This window comes from Tessaracoccus sp. MC1679 (assembly GCF_014164775.1).
Lineage (GTDB): Bacteria > Actinomycetota > Actinomycetes > Propionibacteriales > Propionibacteriaceae > Arachnia.
On record NZ_JACJGB010000004.1, the window covers coordinates 171716 to 187415 of the forward strand.

Below are 15700 nucleotides of genomic sequence, written 5' to 3' on the forward strand. Positions count from 1 at the left end.
GGCGCACAGCATCCCCGACCCGAGCGAGTTGAACACCCCACGTGACACAGTCCGAGTGGATAGAACTGGGCATCGCGCTCGCGTGCGCTCTGGCCGCCTCCATCCTCGCCGCGGTCGAGACGGCGGTGAGTGTCACCACCAAGGCCCGCGCCGAGCGGATGGCGGATCATGATGAGCGTGGGGCCGAGCGGATCAAGCTGATCGCGCAGGATCCGGCGCCGTCGATCAACGCCGTGATGTTCACCCGGATGACGCTGGAGATCACCTCGATCGTCCTGGCAGGCCTCGTGGTGTTCACCCAGTTCCAGATGGATTGGCAGCGCGCGCTGGTCACCATCGGCGTGATGCTGGCTGTGTCGTTCATCCTGTGGGGCGTGGCCCCACGAACCCTGGGCAGGCAGAACCCCGAGCGAACCATGCGGATGTTCGGACCCCTCGTCTCGGGCCTCACCACGCTCTTCGGGCCGATCGCCCAGTTGATGATTCTCCTCGGCAACGCGCTCACTCCCGGGCGCGGCTACGCCGACGGCCCGTTCGCCACGGAGGCCGAGCTGCGAGACCTCGTCGACATCGCCGAGAAGCAGGAGCTCATCGAGGCGGGGGAGTCGAAGATGATCCATTCCGTCTTCGAGCTCGGCGACACGCTGGTCAAGGAGGTCATGGTTCCGCGCACGGACGTGGTGTTCGTCAAGCAGGACACCACCTTGCGCCAGCTGCTGTCGTTGGCGCTGCGCTCCGGGTTCTCCCGGATCCCGGTGGTCGGCACGGACCTCGATGACATCCTCGGCATCATCTATCTCAAGGACGTGTCCAAGCGCGTCTACGACTTCCCGGACTCCGAGCGCCGGGAGACGGTCGCGGAGCTGATGCGGCCCGCCACCTTCTGCCCTGACTCAAAACCAGTCAGCAATCTGTTGCGCGACATGCAGCTCAGTCACTCTCACCTGGTTGTGGTCGTCGATGAGTTCGGCGGCACCGCGGGGCTGGCCACGATCGAGGACATCCTCGAGGAGATCGTCGGCGAGATCGTCGACGAATACGACCTGGACGCCCCGGTCATCGCGGACCTGGGGGAGGGACGCTACCGGATCTCGTCGCGGCTTCCCGTCGACGAGCTGGGCGCCCTCTTCGGCGTCGATCTCGACGACGATGACGTGGAGACCGTCGGCGGCCTCATGGCCAAGCAGCTCAATGTGGTGCCCATCCCCGGCGCCCGCACGGTGGTCGGCGACATCGAGCTGATCGCGGACCGCGCCGTCGGCCGGCGCCACCAGATCGGCACCGTCCTTGCCCGACGCCTCACCGAGGCGGACCTCACCCCTACTGAGTCCCCGGAAGGCGACGATGACTGAGCCTGTTTACCGATCCGGATTCGCCTGCTTCGTCGGCCGGCCCAACGCCGGCAAGTCGACGCTGACCAACGCCCTCGTCGGCCAGAAGATCGCCATCGCTTCGAGCAAGCCGCAGACCACCAGGCATGCAGTGCGCGGGATCGTGACCCGGGACGACGGCCAGCTCATCGTCATCGACACACCTGGCCTGCACCGCCCCCGCACCCTGTTGGGGCAGCGCCTCAACGACCTGGTCTTCCAGACGTGGGGATCTGTCGACGTGGTGGGCGTCTGCCTGCCGTGCGACCAGCGCATCGGGCCAGGCGACAAGTTCATCATCGGTGAGATCGCCAAGCTCCCGCGCAGGCCCATCCTGGTGGCTCTGGCCACGAAGACGGACCTGGTGAGTAAGCAACGGCAACTCTCACACCTGGTGGACATCGGTGAGGTGGCCACCGAGCTGGGGATCGAATGGTCCGAGGTGATCCCGTGCTCGGCTACCGAAGGCGATCAGATCGATCTCGTCCGAGACTCGCTCGTGGCGCTGCTCCCCGAAGGTCCGGTCTACTACCCGGACGGCGAGATCACCGACGAGCCCGAGGAGACGCTCATCGCGGAGTTCATCCGCGAGGCCGCGCTGGAAGGGGTGCGCGATGAGCTGCCCCACTCGATCGCGGTGATCATCGACGAGATTCTCCCCCGACCCGACAGGCCGGAGGACAAGCCGCTGACCGACATCTTCGCCTCCATCGTGGTGGAGCGGGACTCGCAGAAGGGCATCATCATCGGCCACAAAGGTGCCCGCCTGCGCGAGATCGGAACTCAGGCGCGCGAACAGATCAACGCTCTGCTCGGCACGCGCGTCCATCTGAATCTGCACGTCAAGGTACTCAAGGAGTGGCAGCGCGACTCGAAGCACCTCAACCGGCTCGGATTCTGAGCACAGCGATCAGCCATTCTGCGCGTTTGGCCTGTTAACGGTAACTATTTGATTACGGCGCGGGCGATTCGCGCGCACCCTCGTGGGCGGCTCCTAGTATCACGGGCAACAACCATTCCTGGTTGATCGAAAGACAGGAAGGAACCGCACGTGAAGAAGCGTGTCCTCAAGTTCAGCGCGGTGGCCATCGTCAGCGCCCTCACCCTCGCGGCATGCGGCGGCGACACCACCCCCTCCTCGACAGGCGACGCCACCTCGGTGGATGCCGGCTCGTTGGAGACCACCATCAAGGTCATGGCCCCGTCCTACTCGGACACCTCGAAGGCCGACTGGGATGCAGTCATCGCCGCGTTCAACGAGACCTACCCGGATGTCACCGTCGAGCTCCAGATCGAGGGCTGGGACGGGTTCTCCGACAAGGTGTCCGCCCGCATCCAGGCCAACGACTACCCCGACATCCTCAACGACAACGCGTTCGCGGCGTCGGCCGAGGCCGGGATCCTCTATCCCATCGACGAGGTCATGTCCGCTGAGACCCTCGCCTCCATCGAGCCCTCCCTGCTCGCCAACGGCATGGGCACGGACGGCACCCAGTGGGCTGCGCCGGACATCGCGACGTCGCGCATGATGGCCTACAACGTGGACATGTTCGAGGCTGCCGGCATCGCCGAGCCGCCCACCACATGGGCGGAGCTCGAAGAGGCGTCGGCGAAGCTGGTCGCGCTGGGCGGCGACGTCCGCGGCTACGGAATGCCGCTGGGCCGCGAGGAGGCGCAGGTGGAGTCCTCGCTATGGCTCTGGGGCGCCGGTGGCGACTGGGCCGACGGCGACGCGTTGAAGGCGGACACCCCTGAGGCCGTCGAGGCCTTCGGCCAGATGAAGAAGATGTTCGAGGCCGGCTACACCCAGGCCAACCTCGAGGACAACCGGATCGACGTCGCCGACCTGTTCCAGGCCGGCAAGCTCGGCATGATGATGGCGCATTCGGCGATCGTCTCCGACGCGCAGGCCAAGGGCATCAACGTCGCCCTCGCCCCGATCCCGGCGAAGGACGGTGGCGACGGCGTGGCGCTCGGCGTGACCGACTTCATCGTCGCTTTCGACAACGGCGACGAGGACCGCAAGGCGGCCACCGCGGCCTTCCTCGACGTGTTGTACTCCGACGAGCTCTACGAGGGGTGGTACAAGGGCACAGGCCTGCTGCCTGTGACCACCTCGATGATCGAGAAGGGGCAGGCGGAGTCCGACGAGATCGGCGCCGCGTTCCTCGAGGCCCTGTCCATCGTTCAGTTCCTGCCTGTCGGCAACCCCACGTGGGATGCTCTCCAGACCGCGCTCCAGGGCTCGGCCTACAAGGTGGGCACCGGCGATCCGGCTGAGGTTCTCGGCGAGATCCAGGCACAGGTCGACGCCCAGGCCTGACCACACGCAGGACGGGGTGGCATCGTGATCCGGTGCCGCCCCGTTCCCATGGCCCCACCCAGGAGGAACTGAAGTGTCATTGACCGCCACGCCCACGAGCGTGCCCACGAGCACGCGTCGTCGGTCGAAGAACTCCGGTCTCAGGGCGACCCTCACGTCCCTTCCCTGGCTGCTCCCCACCGTCGTCCTGATCGCGGGCGTGGTCCTCTTCCCCGCGGCGCTCATGATCTACACGTCGTTCTTCAAGTTCAACAACCGCGGCATCAAGCGCAGCCCTGATCCGATCGGCCTCGACAACTACATCGGTCCCGCTGGGGCATTGACGTTCCCGGGCGTGCCGGTGGAGCGGATTCTCCTCAACACCGTCGTGTGGGTCGTCGTGGTCGTCGCAGTCACCGTCGTGCTCTCCCTGCTCCTTGCCCAGTTCCTCAACATCGAGTTTCGTGGCCGCAAGGCGCTGCGGCTGTTCATCATCCTCCCGTGGGCCTGTTCCGTGGTCATGACCGCGACAGTCTTCCGTTACGGACTTCAGGAGAACGTGGGCCTGTTCAACCGGCTCATGGTGGACACCGGCATCATCGAGACGGCCCGGGCCTGGACGAAGGACCCCACCAGCGCCTTCTGGGTCGCGGTGTTCGTGGCCATCTACGTGTCCCTCCCTTTCACGACCTACACGATCCTGGCCGGCCTCCAGGCCATCCCCGACGACGTGCTCGAGGCCGCGCACATGGACGGGACCAACAAGCTGCAGCGCTACGGGTTCATCGTGCTGCCCCTGCTGAGGCCCGCCATCGCGGTGGCGGCGCTGATCAACATCATCAACGTGTTCAACTCGCTGCCCATCCTTCGCCTGCTGCAGGAAACCCCCGGCTTCCATACCGGGCACATCACCACGACGCTCATGTTCGAGTACCAGCGCGCGCTCGGTCCAGGGGTGTCGTCGGCGCTGTCGGTGCTGAACTTCGTGTTCTGCCTCGTCATCATCGCCATCTACCTGATCGTCGTGCAGCCCACGAAGGAGGTGGCCTGAGCCATGGCCAACGTGAGAGAGCAACGCGCCGTCCGGGGCGGCATCAACAAGCCGCCAAGCCCCTGGTTCATCGCCGCCGGGTCACTGGTCATCGTGGCCTTCTTCGGCTTCCCCTACGCGCTGATGTTCATCAGCTCCCTGAAGACCCGCCTCGAGATCACCAACATCCCCCCTGACTACTTTCCGGCCACGCCACGCTGGGACAACTACCTCACCGTATGGGCCTCAGAGGTGGACCCGGCCTCATCGCTGCTGGCCACCGCGGTGATCTCGCTGGGCGCCACCCTGCTGGTGCTTCTGGTGGCCACCCCGGCCGCGTACTACGTGGCCCGGTTCCGGTTCCCGGGTCGCATGGTCTTCCTCCTCCTGGTGCTCTGCACCCAGATGCTGCAGCCGACGGTGCTGGCGGTGGGCCTGTTCCAGCAGTTCAAGGGGTGGCAGAGCTACGCGGTGTGGGCCGCGCTGATCCTCATCAACGCCGCCTTCAACCTGTCCTTCGCGATCTGGATCATGCAGGCGTTCTTCGCCTCGGTCCCGAAGGAGATCGACGAGGCCGCTCTGATCGACGGGCTTGGCCGCCTGCAGACGATGTTCCGCATCTCGCTTCCGCTCGTCTGGCCGGGCATCGTCACGGCGATCGTGTTCGTGTTCGTCAATACCTGGAACGAGTTCTCGGCCGCTTTCATCCTCGTCCAGCAGACGAACCTGCAGCCGCTGACGGTGTCGATGCCGCGGTTCCTGGGGCTCTACATCAAGGACTGGCAGTACCTGTTCACGGTGGCCATGATCGCGATCGTCCCGGTGGTGATTCTCTTCAGCTTCATCGAGAGGCGGCTCATCGGTGGACTCACGGCAGGTTCCGTCAAGTAGTGGCAAGCTTCGCCGACGGTGCTACAGTGGCCGACGTGGCACGGCATACCCTCCTCCTTGGCTGCCGCAGCGGGGCCCAGAATCTCTGAGCCAGATCCCCTCGCTGCGGTGCTTGTACGCGTCTGGCGCACCGATACAGCCCAGGAGATACTCAGATGAACGCTTTCACCACCCGCCCGCAGCCCACACCCGTGCAGCAGCCCACCCCGATGCCGGTGCACCGCTACACGCCCTTCATCCCCGTAGACGTGCCGGATCGCACGTGGCCCTCGAAGCGCATCGAGAAGGCACCTCGCTGGCTGTCCACTGATCTGCGTGACGGTAACCAGGCCCTGATCGACCCGATGACCCCGTCGCGGAAGATGCGCATGTTCGAGCTGCTGGTCGACATCGGTTACAAGGAGATCGAGGTGGGGTTCCCGTCCGCCTCCCAGACGGACTTCGACTTCGTGAGGCAGCTGATCGAGGGAAACAAGATCCCCGACGACGTCACGATCTCGGTCCTGACCCAGGCCCGCGAGGACCTGATCAGCCGCACGGCAGAGTCGCTGGTCGGCGCCCAGCGCGGCACGATCCACATGTACAACGCCACCGCCGAGCTGTTCCGCAAGGTGGTGTTCCGCATTTCCGAGCAGGAGTGCGTCCAGCTGGCCACCCGCGGCACCGAGCTGGTGATGAAGTACGCGGACAAGCATCTGCGCGATGTGGAGTTCGGCTACCAGTACTCGCCGGAGATCTTCACCCAGACGCCCACGGACTTCGCCATCGAGGTGTGCAACGCGGTCAGCGATGTGTGGCAGCCGGGGGAGGGGCGCGAGATCATCTTCAACCTGCCCGCCACCGTCGAGCGCTCCACGCCGAACACGTACGCAGACCAGATCGAGTACTTCATCCGCAACATCCGCGACCGTCAGCACGTGGCTGTCTCCCTGCACCCGCACAACGACCGCGGCACCGCTGTCGCGGCCTCCGAGCTGGGGCAGATGGCCGGGGCGGACCGGGTCGAGGGATGCCTGTTCGGGCACGGCGAGCGCACCGGCAACGTGGACCTGGTGACGCTGGCCCTCAACCTGTACACCCAGGGCGTGGACCCGCAGGTGGACATCTCGGACATCGATCACATCCGCCGCACGGTGGAGTACTGCACCGGCCTGCCGGTGCACCCCCGCCACCCCTACGCCGGTGATCTGGTCTACACGGCGTTCTCCGGATCGCACCAGGACGCCATCAAGAAGGGCCTGGAGCACCTGGAGGCCGAGGCCGCCCGCCAGGGCAAGCTGGTCGACGAGATCGACTGGGAGGCCCCGTACCTGCCGATCGACCCCCACGACGTGGGCCGCACCTACGAGGCAGTCATCCGGGTCAACTCGCAGTCCGGCAAGGGGGGCATGGCCTACCTGATGAAGAACGAGTACAAGATGGACCTGCCGCGCCGGCTGCAGATCGAGTTCTCGCGCGTGGTGCAGGCCCACACAGACACCTCCGGCGGTGAGGTCACCCCGGCCCAGATGTTCGCCATCTTTGAGCGCGAGTACCTGAGCGACGGTCCGTGGCGCCTGGACTCGGCCGGCTCCACCTCCAGCAACGGGCAGTTCCACGTCCGGGCCGTCATCGACGGCCCTACGCGCAAGAACGTCGAGGTCGACGGCGAGGGCAACGGTCCCGTCTCCGCGTTCGTCGACGCGCTGGTCCAGGCCGGCGCCCACGTGCGGGTGCTGGATTACACCGAGCATGCGCTTGATGCCGGCGGCGACGCCAAGGCCGCAGCCTACGTCGAGTGCGAGGTGGGTGAGGGCGACGACGCCACGGTCCTGTGGGGCGTGGGCGTGGACCCCAGCATCACCAGCGCCTCCATGAAGGCCATCCTGAGCGCCCTGAACCGCGCGGCGGCGTGGGTCATGGCCCCCGCCTGATCGGCGAGGGTTTGCTGAAGCTCACCGATCCCGTCGCCACCGATCCCGATTCCCTCTACGAGCGGTTCACGTCGTGGGCCGAAGGGCAGGGCCTCTCGCTCTACCCCCATCAGGACGAGTCCGCCATCGAGCTGTTCACCGGTAACAATCTGATCCTGTCCACGCCGACGGGTTCGGGGAAGTCGATGGTGGCGCTGGCGGGGCACTTCGCGGCGTTGGCGACGGATCGGGTGAGCTTCTACACCGCACCCATCAAGGCCCTGGTGAGTGAGAAGTTCTTCGCACTGTGTCAGGTCTTCGGCGCGGACAACGTCGGCATGGTCACCGGTGACGCCTCAGTCAACGCGGACGCCCCCATTATCTGCTGCACGGCCGAGGTGCTGGCCAACATCGCGCTCCGCGAGGGGCGGGCCGCCGACGTCGGCCTCGTCATTGCCGACGAGTTCCACTTCTACTCCGAGCCGGACCGGGGCTGGGCGTGGCAGGTGCCGTTGCTGGAGCTCCCCCAGGCGCAGTTCCTCCTGATGAGCGCCACCCTGGGCGACCTCACCGCGCTCGCGGAGGACCTCACGCGCCGCACGGGCCGCGCCACGAGCCTGATCAGCGACGCGGAGCGGCCGGTGCCGCTGCTGTTCGAATGGTCCATGACCCCGCTCCAGGAGCGGGTTGTGGACCTCATCCAGGAGCAGAAGGCGCCGGTCTACGTCGTTCACTTCACGCAGGCCGACGCGCTGGAGCGCGCCCAGTCGCTGCTCTCGCTCAACCTGATTACCAAGCACGACGGCGCCCGGATCGCCGAGGAGATCGGGGCGTTCAGGTTCGGGCCCGGCTTCGGCAAGATCCTGTCCGGACTGGTGCGCCGCGGGATCGGCGTGCACCACGCGGGCATGCTGCCGAAGTACCGGCGCCTCGTCGAACAGCTGGCTCAGACCGGGCTGCTCAAGGTCATCTGCGGTACCGACACACTCGGCGTGGGCATCAACGTCCCCATCCGCACCGTGCTGTTCACCGGGCTCGCCAAGTACGACGGCACGCGGGTGCGGCGCCTGCGCTCGCGCGAGTTCCACCAGATCGCGGGCCGCGCGGGCCGCGCCGGCTTTGACACGGTGGGTTTCGTGGTGGTGCAGGCCCCGGAGCACGTGATCGAGAACGAGCGCGCGTTGGCCAAGGCCGGCGACGATCCCAAGGCCAGGCGCAAGGTGGTGCGCCGCAAGCCGCCCGAGGGATTCGTCGCCTGGAGCGAGGACACCTTCGACAAGATCGTGGTCGCCGAGCCGGAGCAGCTGGTGTCGCGGATGCAGGTCACCCATTCCACGGTGCTCAACATCGCGCAGCGACCAGGCAGCGGTGCACAGTCCATGCGTGCGCTGATCGAGGCGTCGCACGAGCCGTCCGGCCGGAAGCGCGAGCTCACGCGGCGAGCCCTGGCCCTGACCCGGGCGCTTCTGCGCTCGGGCGTGCTGGTGAAGCTCAGCGCCGCGGATCCGGATGGCCGGTGGTGCGCCATGTCCGAGGGCGTCGGGGACGATTTCGCTCTCAACCAGCCCCTCGCCCCGTTCGCGGTGGCGTCGCTGGCGCTGCTGGACCCGGACTCACCCACCCACCACCTCGACGTCGTCTCCATCATCGAGGCGGTGCTGGAGGACCCGTTCCAGGTGCTGCTGGCTCAGCGGTTCGTGGCCCGCGGCGAGGCGGTGGCGCAGATGAAGGCAGACGGGGTGGAGTACGACGAGCGGATGGAGCGCCTCGAGGAGATCACCTGGCCCAAGCCCCTCGACGAGCTCCTCCAGCACGCCATGGGCATCTACGCCCAGTCGCACCCCTGGGTGGAGGCCTCCAAGCTGTCACCCAAGACCGTCGTGCGCGACATGTGGGAGCGGGCGATGAGCTTCAACCAGGCCGTGTCCTTCTACAAGCTCCAGCGCAGCGAGGGCGGACTGCTGCGCTACCTGTCGGACGCGTACCGGGCGCTGCGCCACACCGTCCCGGACGAGCATCGCACCGAGCAGTTCGACGACCTGGTCGAGTGGCTGGGGGAGACGGTCCGCCAGACCGACTCGTCCCTGCTCGACGAGTGGGAGGCCCTGACGGATCCGGACAAGGTGGCTGCGGCCGTCGCAGCCGCGGCGCTGGGGGCACCCCCGCCGCCACCGAGGCCGGTGACCGGCAACGAGCGCGCCTTCACCGCCATGATCCGCACCGCGATGTTCCGTCGCGTCGAACTCGCGGCCCGCGACGACATCGCCGCCCTGGCTGCCATGGACGCCGAAGCCTCTGTCATGGTCGATCCGCCGCTCGGGATCCTGATGGACGCCGACGCCTGGGACGAGGCCCTGGGGGAGTACTGGGACGAGCATGAGGACCTGCTCACCGACGGCGACGCCCGCGGCCCGGGGCTCTTCCGGATCGAGAAGGGGCGCGAGCGCTGGACGGTGCTCCAGGTGATTCACGATCCTCAGGGCAACCATGACTGGATGATCCGCGCCGAGGCGGATCTGGTGGCCAGCGATGCTGCTGGGTCCGCAGTGGTCCTCGCGGTTGCGTTCCAGCGCCTGGACTGATCGCCGCCCCAATCCTTCCCCTCAGCTACGCTGCGCGCATCACCTCGCCCATCACGGAAGGCGTGTCTGCATGCCCGGCACTCAGCGCGGCGTCACACTGCGATTCCTCGCCGAACCCATGGACGCCAACGTCCGTGGGCTGATGAGCGCAGGCAAGGTGCTCGAGTGGATCGACAAGGCCGGCTACGCCGCAGCCGTCGGGTGGGCCGGCACCTATGCGGTGACCGGCTACGTCGGCAACATCCACTTCACGCGCCCCATCCACGTTGGCGACCTCGTGGTGGTCCAGGCCCGCGTCGTACTCACGGGCAGGACGTCGCTCCAGGTGGTCTGCACCGTCTCCAGCGGCGACCCGCGTTCGTCGGCGCGGGTGCTCAATACCCAGTGCGTCCTGCAGTTCGTCGCCATGGAGGACGGCAAACCGGTCCCTGTTCCCCCCTTCGAGCCGCGAGACGAGTGGGAGCGGGGCCAGCACGATCGGGCGCTGGAGATCAACGTGGCGCGCCGGGCCATCGAAGAGGAGATGGGGGGCCAGGAGTACGACGTCGAGACCGGGTCCTGCCGCGAGACCCTGCGCTTCCTGGCAGCGCCGACCGATGTCAACTGGGGCGGCAAGGTGCACGGCGGCTACGTCATGAACTGGATCGACCAGGCGGCCCAGGTGGTGGCCGAACGCTGGCACGCCGGACCGGTGGCCTCCGTCTTCGCCGGTGGCGTGCGGTTCTACCGCCCCATGTTCATCGGGGATCTCGTCGAAGTCACCGCGCGGCTGCTCCACACCGGCACCACCAGCATGCACATCTCCGTGCACGTCAGCTCGGGAGATCCCCGGACGAGGGACCTCAGGGAGACCACGCACTGCACCATCGTCTACTGCGGAGTCGATGAGAAGGGCCGGAAGCGACCCGTGCCTCCGTGGCAGCCGGTGCTGCCCGGCGACGTGGCCCTGGAGACCCATGCACGCGCCATGATCGACATCCGCCGGAAGCTGCTCCGGCCTGTGCCGAAGGAACTGCCGCCGGACCTCTGAGAGGCTCAGGCTGAGCCGAAGCGCCGCTCCCGGGATGAGTACTGCTCGACGGCGGCCCACAGGTCGCGGCGGTCGAAATCCGGCCACAGCCTGTCCAGGAAGATGAACTCCGCGTACGCGGACTGCCACAGCAGGAAGTTCGAGGTGCGCTGCTCGCCGGAGGAGCGCACGAAGAGGTCGACGTCGGGGATCTCGGGCTCGTCGAGGAACCGTGCGAACCGCTCCTCGGTGAGTCGGTCGGGGTCCAACTTGCCTGCCCGGGCCAGACGAGCGATCTCGCGGGCCGCGTCGACGATCTCGGCCCGGCCGCCGTAGTTGACGCAGAACTGCAGGGTCAGGGTGTCGTTGTGTCGGCTCATCTCCTCGGCCACTTCGAGTTCCTTGATCACCGATCCCCACAGCCTCGGACGGCGGCCGGCCCAGCGGATACGCACCCCGAGGTCGTTGAGTTCGTCCCGGCGGCGGTGGATGACGTCGCGGTTGAAGCCCATCAGCCATCGCACCTCGTCGGGGGAGCGCTTCCAGTTCTCCGTGGAGAACGCGTACGCCGACAGGTAGGGGATGCCCAGTTCGACCGCGCCGTGGATGACATCCAGCAGCGAGGCCTCGCCGCGGGCGTGCCCCTCCGTGCGCTTGAGCCCCCGCTGCTTGGCCCACCTTCCGTTGCCGTCCATCACGATCGCGACGTGTCTGGGGAGGGCCGCCCGGGGGATCTCCGGAGCTCTCGCTCCGCTGGGGTGCGGGGTGGGGCGGCGGCGGGGCATGGGCACGCTCCGACACTACCCGCCTACACTCGATGCTGTGCCGACCTATCGCGACCAAGCGGTGGTGCTGCGGACGCATCAGCTGGGCGAGGCGGACCGCATCATCACGCTGCTGACCCGCACCCACGGCAAAGTCCGCGCCGTGGCCAAGGGGGTGCGCAAGACCTCCAGCAAGTTCGGCGGCCGGTTGGAGCCGTTCCATCACGTCGACATCCAGTTCGCGGAGGGGCGAGGCTCGCTGGAGGTGGTCACCCAGGTGGAGGCACTCCACTCGAGCAGGCTCGCCGCCGACTACTCGCGCTTTACCGCCGCGGAGGTGCTGGTCGAGACGGCGGACCGCCTCGTCGCGGAGGAGCACAGCCCCGCCCTTCAACAGTTCCGCCTCCTGCTCGGCGCGCTGCTCGCGCTCGAGGCGGGTGAGCGCCCCGCGCCGCTGGTGGTGGACTCCTACCTGCTGCGGGCGCTGGCGGTGGCCGGGTACGCCGTGTCGACGAGGAGCTGTGCCGGCTGCGGGAGCGTGGACGTGCGCTGGTTTTCACCCGTGGGCGGCGGGGCGGTCTGCACCGGATGCCGCGCCTCGGGGGCCGGCCAACTGGACCAGGCGGCCGCCACGCACCTCGGCTCCCTGCTCAGCGGGGACTGGGCGGTGGCCCAGGCCACTGATCTCGCCACTGCCAAGCGGGTCGACGGCATGGTGGTCGCCTACGCCACGTGGCACCTGGACCAGGCGCTCCGATCGCTTCCCTACTTCGAACGCTAGCCCGCGGAACAGGTGCGGCAGAGACCGAAGACCTCCACGTCGTGCACCACCTCGGTGAAGCCATTGGCCTGCGCGACGCGCGCTGCCCACTCCTCCACCTCGCGGGCGGCGATCTCGATCGAATAACCGCAGGACCGGCACACGAGGTGGTGGTGGTGACCAGACGAACACCGTCGGTAGGTCGCCTCGCCATCCGGGGTCCGCAGCACATCCACCTCGCCGGCCTCGGCCATGGCCTGCAGTGCCCGGTACACGGTGGCCAGCCCCACCTTGGCGCCCACCTCCCGAAGTTGGTCGTGGAGTTGTTGGGCGGTGCGGAACTCCTCACCGCCCTCCAGGAGGTCCCGGACGGCGGCGCGCTGCCAGGTGTGGCGCGTGGTGGGTTTAGTGCTCGTCATAGTGATCCCCATGGAGGGCGTGACGGTGGCCGTCGTGGACGTAGTCCAGGTGGTCGCCGTGCTGGATCACCTTCACCCCAGGCGTGTGCGCGAACGAGTCGTCGTGCGCCTCGGCCTGGCGATAGGTGTGGGAGTGGCCGTGATCCTCGACGTAGGGGATGAACCTGGCGGAGCGACGGGTCCACCGGCCGAACACCCAGGACAACCCCAGCAGCAGAATGGCGGTGACGACGATGGTGGCGCCGGTTGCGGTGTCCAGGTAGAAGGAGCCGATGGTGCCGCCGACCGCGGCCACAACTCCCACACCCATGGCGCCGAAGAATGAGGTGGTGAAGCCGATGAAGATCTGCTGCGATGTGGCCACCGGGATCACCATGAGCGCACTGATCAGCAGCAGTCCCACCGTGCGCATGGAGACGGTCACCGTGATGGCAGCCAGGACCACCACGAGGAGGTTGAGGGCCTTGACCCTGATGCCCAGGACCCTCGAATAGTCCTCGTCGACGGAGACGGCGAACAGTCTCGGCGCGAGCCCGATGGTCAGGGCCAGGATGATCACGGCAAGGGCGACGATGAGGGCGATGTCACCCTCGCTCACCGAGGTCAGTGAGCCGAAGAGGAACGCAGACAGTCCTCCAGCGCCCTGGCCCGCGACACCGGCCATCAACACACCCGAGGCGAGGCCGCCGTAGAACAGGATGGCCAGGCCCAGGTCTCCCGAGGCCCTCCCGTGCTGGCGCAACAACTCGACGGTGACAGCTCCCGCCACGGCGGTGACCACTGCGACGGGTAGTGGCGCCCACCCCGTCATGAGCGCCAGGCCGACACCCATGATCGCCACGTGCCCCAGGCCATCACCGAGCAGGCTCATCCGCCGCTGGACGATGAAGGTCCCGATGGCGGGGGCGATCAGGCCGCTGAGCAGCGCGGCGAGGAGGGCGCGTTGCATGAACGGCAGGCTGAGGATCTCGATCACGTGAAAGCTCCTGCAATCGGGTCGGACAGACCCACGACGGACGGCATGGTCAGGTCCGGGTCGCACTCATGGGCCCCGGTGGGCTCGGCTTCGACGACCAGACCGTCGCAGAGTGTAATCGAGCGGTGCAGGACCGTGCCCATCGGCCCGAGTTCGTGGAGCACCACCAGCAGGGCCAACCCCTCGTCGCCCAGGCGTGACAGCAGTTCTGCGATTCCCTGCTGGCTGTGCAGGTCGACTCCGGCAAGCGGCTCGTCCATCACAAGAAGGTCCGGGTGGGTGGCGAGGGCGCGGGCGATCAGCACCCGTTGCTTCTGCCCACCGGACAGGGCGCTGAAGGGCCAGCGGGCGCGAGCGCTCAATCCGACCAGGTCCAACGCTCGGTGCAGCGCGTCGCGGTCCTGCCTGCCCAGCCATTGGAACGGGCGACGGTGGGCCAGCCTCCCGGAGGCCGCCACTTCCCACACAGTCGCGTTTGCGACCGCCACGGAGGAATGTTGAGGCACGTACCCGATCCGGGACCAGTCACGGAACGTCTCCAGGGACTGCCCGAACAAGTCCACCGTGCCCTCCTGGTGGGGGACCAGGCCAAGCAATGCGCGGATCAGCGTCGACTTGCCTGAGCCGTTGCCACCCAACAGGGCAACGGCCTCGCCCTCCGCAACCGAGATCGACACGTCCCGGAGGACCGGCATGCCGCCCAGTGAGACGAAGAGTCCCTCGGCGTGGAGCGGATCAGCTGCAGTCATTGGCGGTGGAGAGTGCGGAGAGGTTGGCGCGCATGATCGAAGGGTAGTCCGTGCCGGGGGACTGGTCGGTGATCCCCTCCAGCGGATCGAGCACGGCTGTTTCGAGCCCGAGGTCCTCGGCAATTGAGGTCGCCACCGCGTCGGAGGTGAGCGTTTCGAAGAAGATCGTCGTGACGCCGTGGGCGCTGGCCTCGTCCTGGATCTCCTTGATCCGCGCCGGCGAGGGTTCATCGTCGGGGCTCACCCCGGAGATGCCGATCTCGGTCAGCTCGTAGCGGTTGGCCAGATAGTGGAATGCGGCGTGCGTGGTGATGAACTCGCGTCGGGCGCACTCATCGAGTCCGGCGGCGAGCTCGGTGTCCAGGACGCCGAGCGCAGACACGCTCTCGGCGGTACCGGCAGAATAGTCACCAGCGTGTTCGGGATCGATCTCGGCCAGCTGCGCGCCCAGCTCCTCCACGAGCGCGGCCATGCGGGTGGGATCCTGCCAGAAATGGGGATCGAACTCGCCATGGTCGTGTCCGTCATCGGCGGTGTGCTCCTCCTCCTCGGCGCCGTGGACATGCTCCTCGGCCACGGGAAGCAGATCGACCACCGTCGCCGCATCGAGGACCCGCTCGGCACCCGACTGCTCGATCGCATCGTCGACCGCGGGCTGGAACCCGGAGAGATACACCACGAGATCCGCATCGGCCAGGGAGGCGATCTGCTGCGGCGTGAGCTCGAGATCGTGCGCCTCCGCTCCCGGGGTGGTGAGTGTCGTCACTGATCCGTGTTCGCCCAGGACGGAGGAGGCCGCCCACTCGAGTGGGTAGAAGGCCGCTACGACGTGAGGCGCGGGCTGGTCGGACGCGGGGGAGGATCCGCAGGCCGCGAGGAGCAGAACCGCAGCGGCGCTGACGCCGACGAGTCGAGACATGTGAGACATGAGAACCATTATCAATTAGACAAGCGTG

14 protein-coding genes are annotated in these 15700 nt (G+C 67.3%); 9 read left to right on the forward strand and 5 right to left on the reverse strand.

Annotation, left to right across the window (positions count from 1 at the left end):
- Positions 1 to 41 precede the first annotated feature (41 nt).
- The 8 genes from H5398_RS08080 (at position 42) to H5398_RS08115 (ending at position 11097) form a co-directional block, all read left to right on the forward strand.
- The gene (locus H5398_RS08080) at positions 42 to 1352 is read left to right on the forward strand and encodes a hemolysin family protein (protein WP_182799666.1); all 1311 of its coding nucleotides are present in this window, start codon (positions 42 to 44) and stop codon (positions 1350 to 1352) included.
- Positions 1345 to 2271, forward strand: coding sequence for a GTPase Era (gene era / locus H5398_RS08085; protein WP_182799667.1), 927 nt, complete (start codon positions 1345 to 1347; stop codon positions 2269 to 2271). Before H5398_RS08080 ends, era begins: the two co-directional genes overlap by 8 nt.
- A gap of 150 nt (positions 2272 to 2421) precedes the next feature.
- Positions 2422 to 3693, forward strand: coding sequence for an extracellular solute-binding protein (locus tag H5398_RS08090; RefSeq protein ID WP_182799668.1), 1272 nt, complete (start codon positions 2422 to 2424; stop codon positions 3691 to 3693).
- A gap of 73 nt (positions 3694 to 3766) precedes the next feature.
- A complete protein-coding gene (locus H5398_RS08095; protein ID WP_220489254.1) occupies positions 3767 to 4723 on the forward strand; it encodes a carbohydrate ABC transporter permease in 957 nt (318 codons plus the stop codon).
- Between the two features lie 3 nt (positions 4724 to 4726).
- Positions 4727 to 5593 (forward strand): carbohydrate ABC transporter permease, encoded by an 867-nt coding sequence (locus H5398_RS08100; protein ID WP_220489255.1) that lies wholly within the window; start codon positions 4727 to 4729, stop codon positions 5591 to 5593.
- Positions 5594 to 5748: 155 nt separating this feature from the next.
- Positions 5749 to 7506 carry a 2-isopropylmalate synthase gene (leuA, locus tag H5398_RS08105; protein ID WP_182782935.1) on the forward strand — a complete coding sequence of 586 codons (1758 nt, stop codon included), beginning with the start codon at positions 5749 to 5751 and terminating at the stop codon, positions 7504 to 7506.
- Between the two features lie 11 nt (positions 7507 to 7517).
- Positions 7518 to 10067, forward strand: coding sequence for an RNA helicase (locus H5398_RS08110; protein ID WP_182782934.1), 2550 nt, complete (start codon positions 7518 to 7520; stop codon positions 10065 to 10067).
- A 70-nt stretch (positions 10068 to 10137) separates the two neighbouring features.
- Positions 10138 to 11097 carry an acyl-CoA thioesterase gene (locus H5398_RS08115; RefSeq protein WP_182782933.1) on the forward strand — a complete coding sequence of 320 codons (960 nt, stop codon included), beginning with the start codon at positions 10138 to 10140 and terminating at the stop codon, positions 11095 to 11097.
- A gap of 5 nt (positions 11098 to 11102) precedes the next feature.
- On the opposite strand, the gene H5398_RS08120 is transcribed toward H5398_RS08115, so the two are convergent.
- A complete protein-coding gene (locus H5398_RS08120; RefSeq protein ID WP_182783113.1) occupies positions 11103 to 11861 on the reverse strand; it encodes an isoprenyl transferase in 759 nt (252 codons plus the stop codon).
- A gap of 37 nt (positions 11862 to 11898) precedes the next feature.
- Here H5398_RS08120 and recO point away from each other — a divergent pair, with 37 nt between their 5' ends.
- Positions 11899 to 12621 (forward strand): DNA repair protein RecO, encoded by a 723-nt coding sequence (gene recO / locus H5398_RS08125; protein ID WP_182782932.1) that lies wholly within the window; start codon positions 11899 to 11901, stop codon positions 12619 to 12621.
- Here recO and H5398_RS08130 read toward each other — a convergent pair.
- Genes H5398_RS08130 through H5398_RS08145 form a run of 4 tightly spaced genes read right to left on the reverse strand, consistent with a single transcriptional unit; the run spans position 12618 to position 15672 of the window.
- On the reverse strand, positions 12618 to 13019 hold the full coding sequence (locus H5398_RS08130; protein ID WP_182782931.1) for a transcriptional repressor: 402 nt from the start codon (positions 13017 to 13019) through the stop codon (positions 12618 to 12620). The two genes, recO and H5398_RS08130, sit on opposite strands and share 4 nt — an antisense overlap.
- The gene (locus tag H5398_RS08135; RefSeq protein ID WP_182799754.1) at positions 13006 to 13992 is read right to left on the reverse strand and encodes a metal ABC transporter permease; all 987 of its coding nucleotides are present in this window, start codon (positions 13990 to 13992) and stop codon (positions 13006 to 13008) included. The genes H5398_RS08130 and H5398_RS08135 overlap by 14 nt, the downstream gene beginning before the upstream one ends.
- Positions 13992 to 14744 (reverse strand): metal ABC transporter ATP-binding protein, encoded by a 753-nt coding sequence (locus H5398_RS08140; protein WP_182782930.1) that lies wholly within the window; start codon positions 14742 to 14744, stop codon positions 13992 to 13994. Before H5398_RS08140 ends, H5398_RS08135 begins: the two co-directional genes overlap by 1 nt.
- On the reverse strand, positions 14731 to 15672 hold the full coding sequence (locus tag H5398_RS08145; protein WP_255443620.1) for a metal ABC transporter substrate-binding protein: 942 nt from the start codon (positions 15670 to 15672) through the stop codon (positions 14731 to 14733). The genes H5398_RS08140 and H5398_RS08145 overlap by 14 nt, the downstream gene beginning before the upstream one ends.
- Positions 15673 to 15700 lie beyond the last annotated feature (28 nt).

What these genes read in the sequence shown, in the direction of transcription:
- era (WP_182799667.1), top strand. Translation starts at nt 1,345, where the DNA reads ATGACTGAGCCTGTTTACCGATCCGGATTCGCCTGCTTCGTCGGCCGG.
- H5398_RS08100 (WP_220489255.1), top strand. Translation starts at nt 4,727, where the DNA reads ATGGCCAACGTGAGAGAGCAACGCGCCGTCCGGGGCGGCATCAACAAG.
- leuA (WP_182782935.1), top strand. Translation starts at nt 5,749, where the DNA reads ATGAACGCTTTCACCACCCGCCCGCAGCCCACACCCGTGCAGCAGCCC.
- H5398_RS08115 (WP_182782933.1), top strand. Translation starts at nt 10,138, where the DNA reads ATGCCCGGCACTCAGCGCGGCGTCACACTGCGATTCCTCGCCGAACCC.
- H5398_RS08120 (WP_182783113.1), bottom strand. Translation starts at nt 11,861, where the DNA reads ATGCCCCGCCGCCGCCCCACCCCGCACCCCAGCGGAGCGAGAGCTCCG.
- H5398_RS08130 (WP_182782931.1), bottom strand. Translation starts at nt 13,019, where the DNA reads ATGACGAGCACTAAACCCACCACGCGCCACACCTGGCAGCGCGCCGCC.
- H5398_RS08140 (WP_182782930.1), bottom strand. Translation starts at nt 14,744, where the DNA reads ATGACTGCAGCTGATCCGCTCCACGCCGAGGGACTCTTCGTCTCACTG.
- H5398_RS08145 (WP_255443620.1), bottom strand. Translation starts at nt 15,672, where the DNA reads ATGTCTCACATGTCTCGACTCGTCGGCGTCAGCGCCGCTGCGGTTCTG.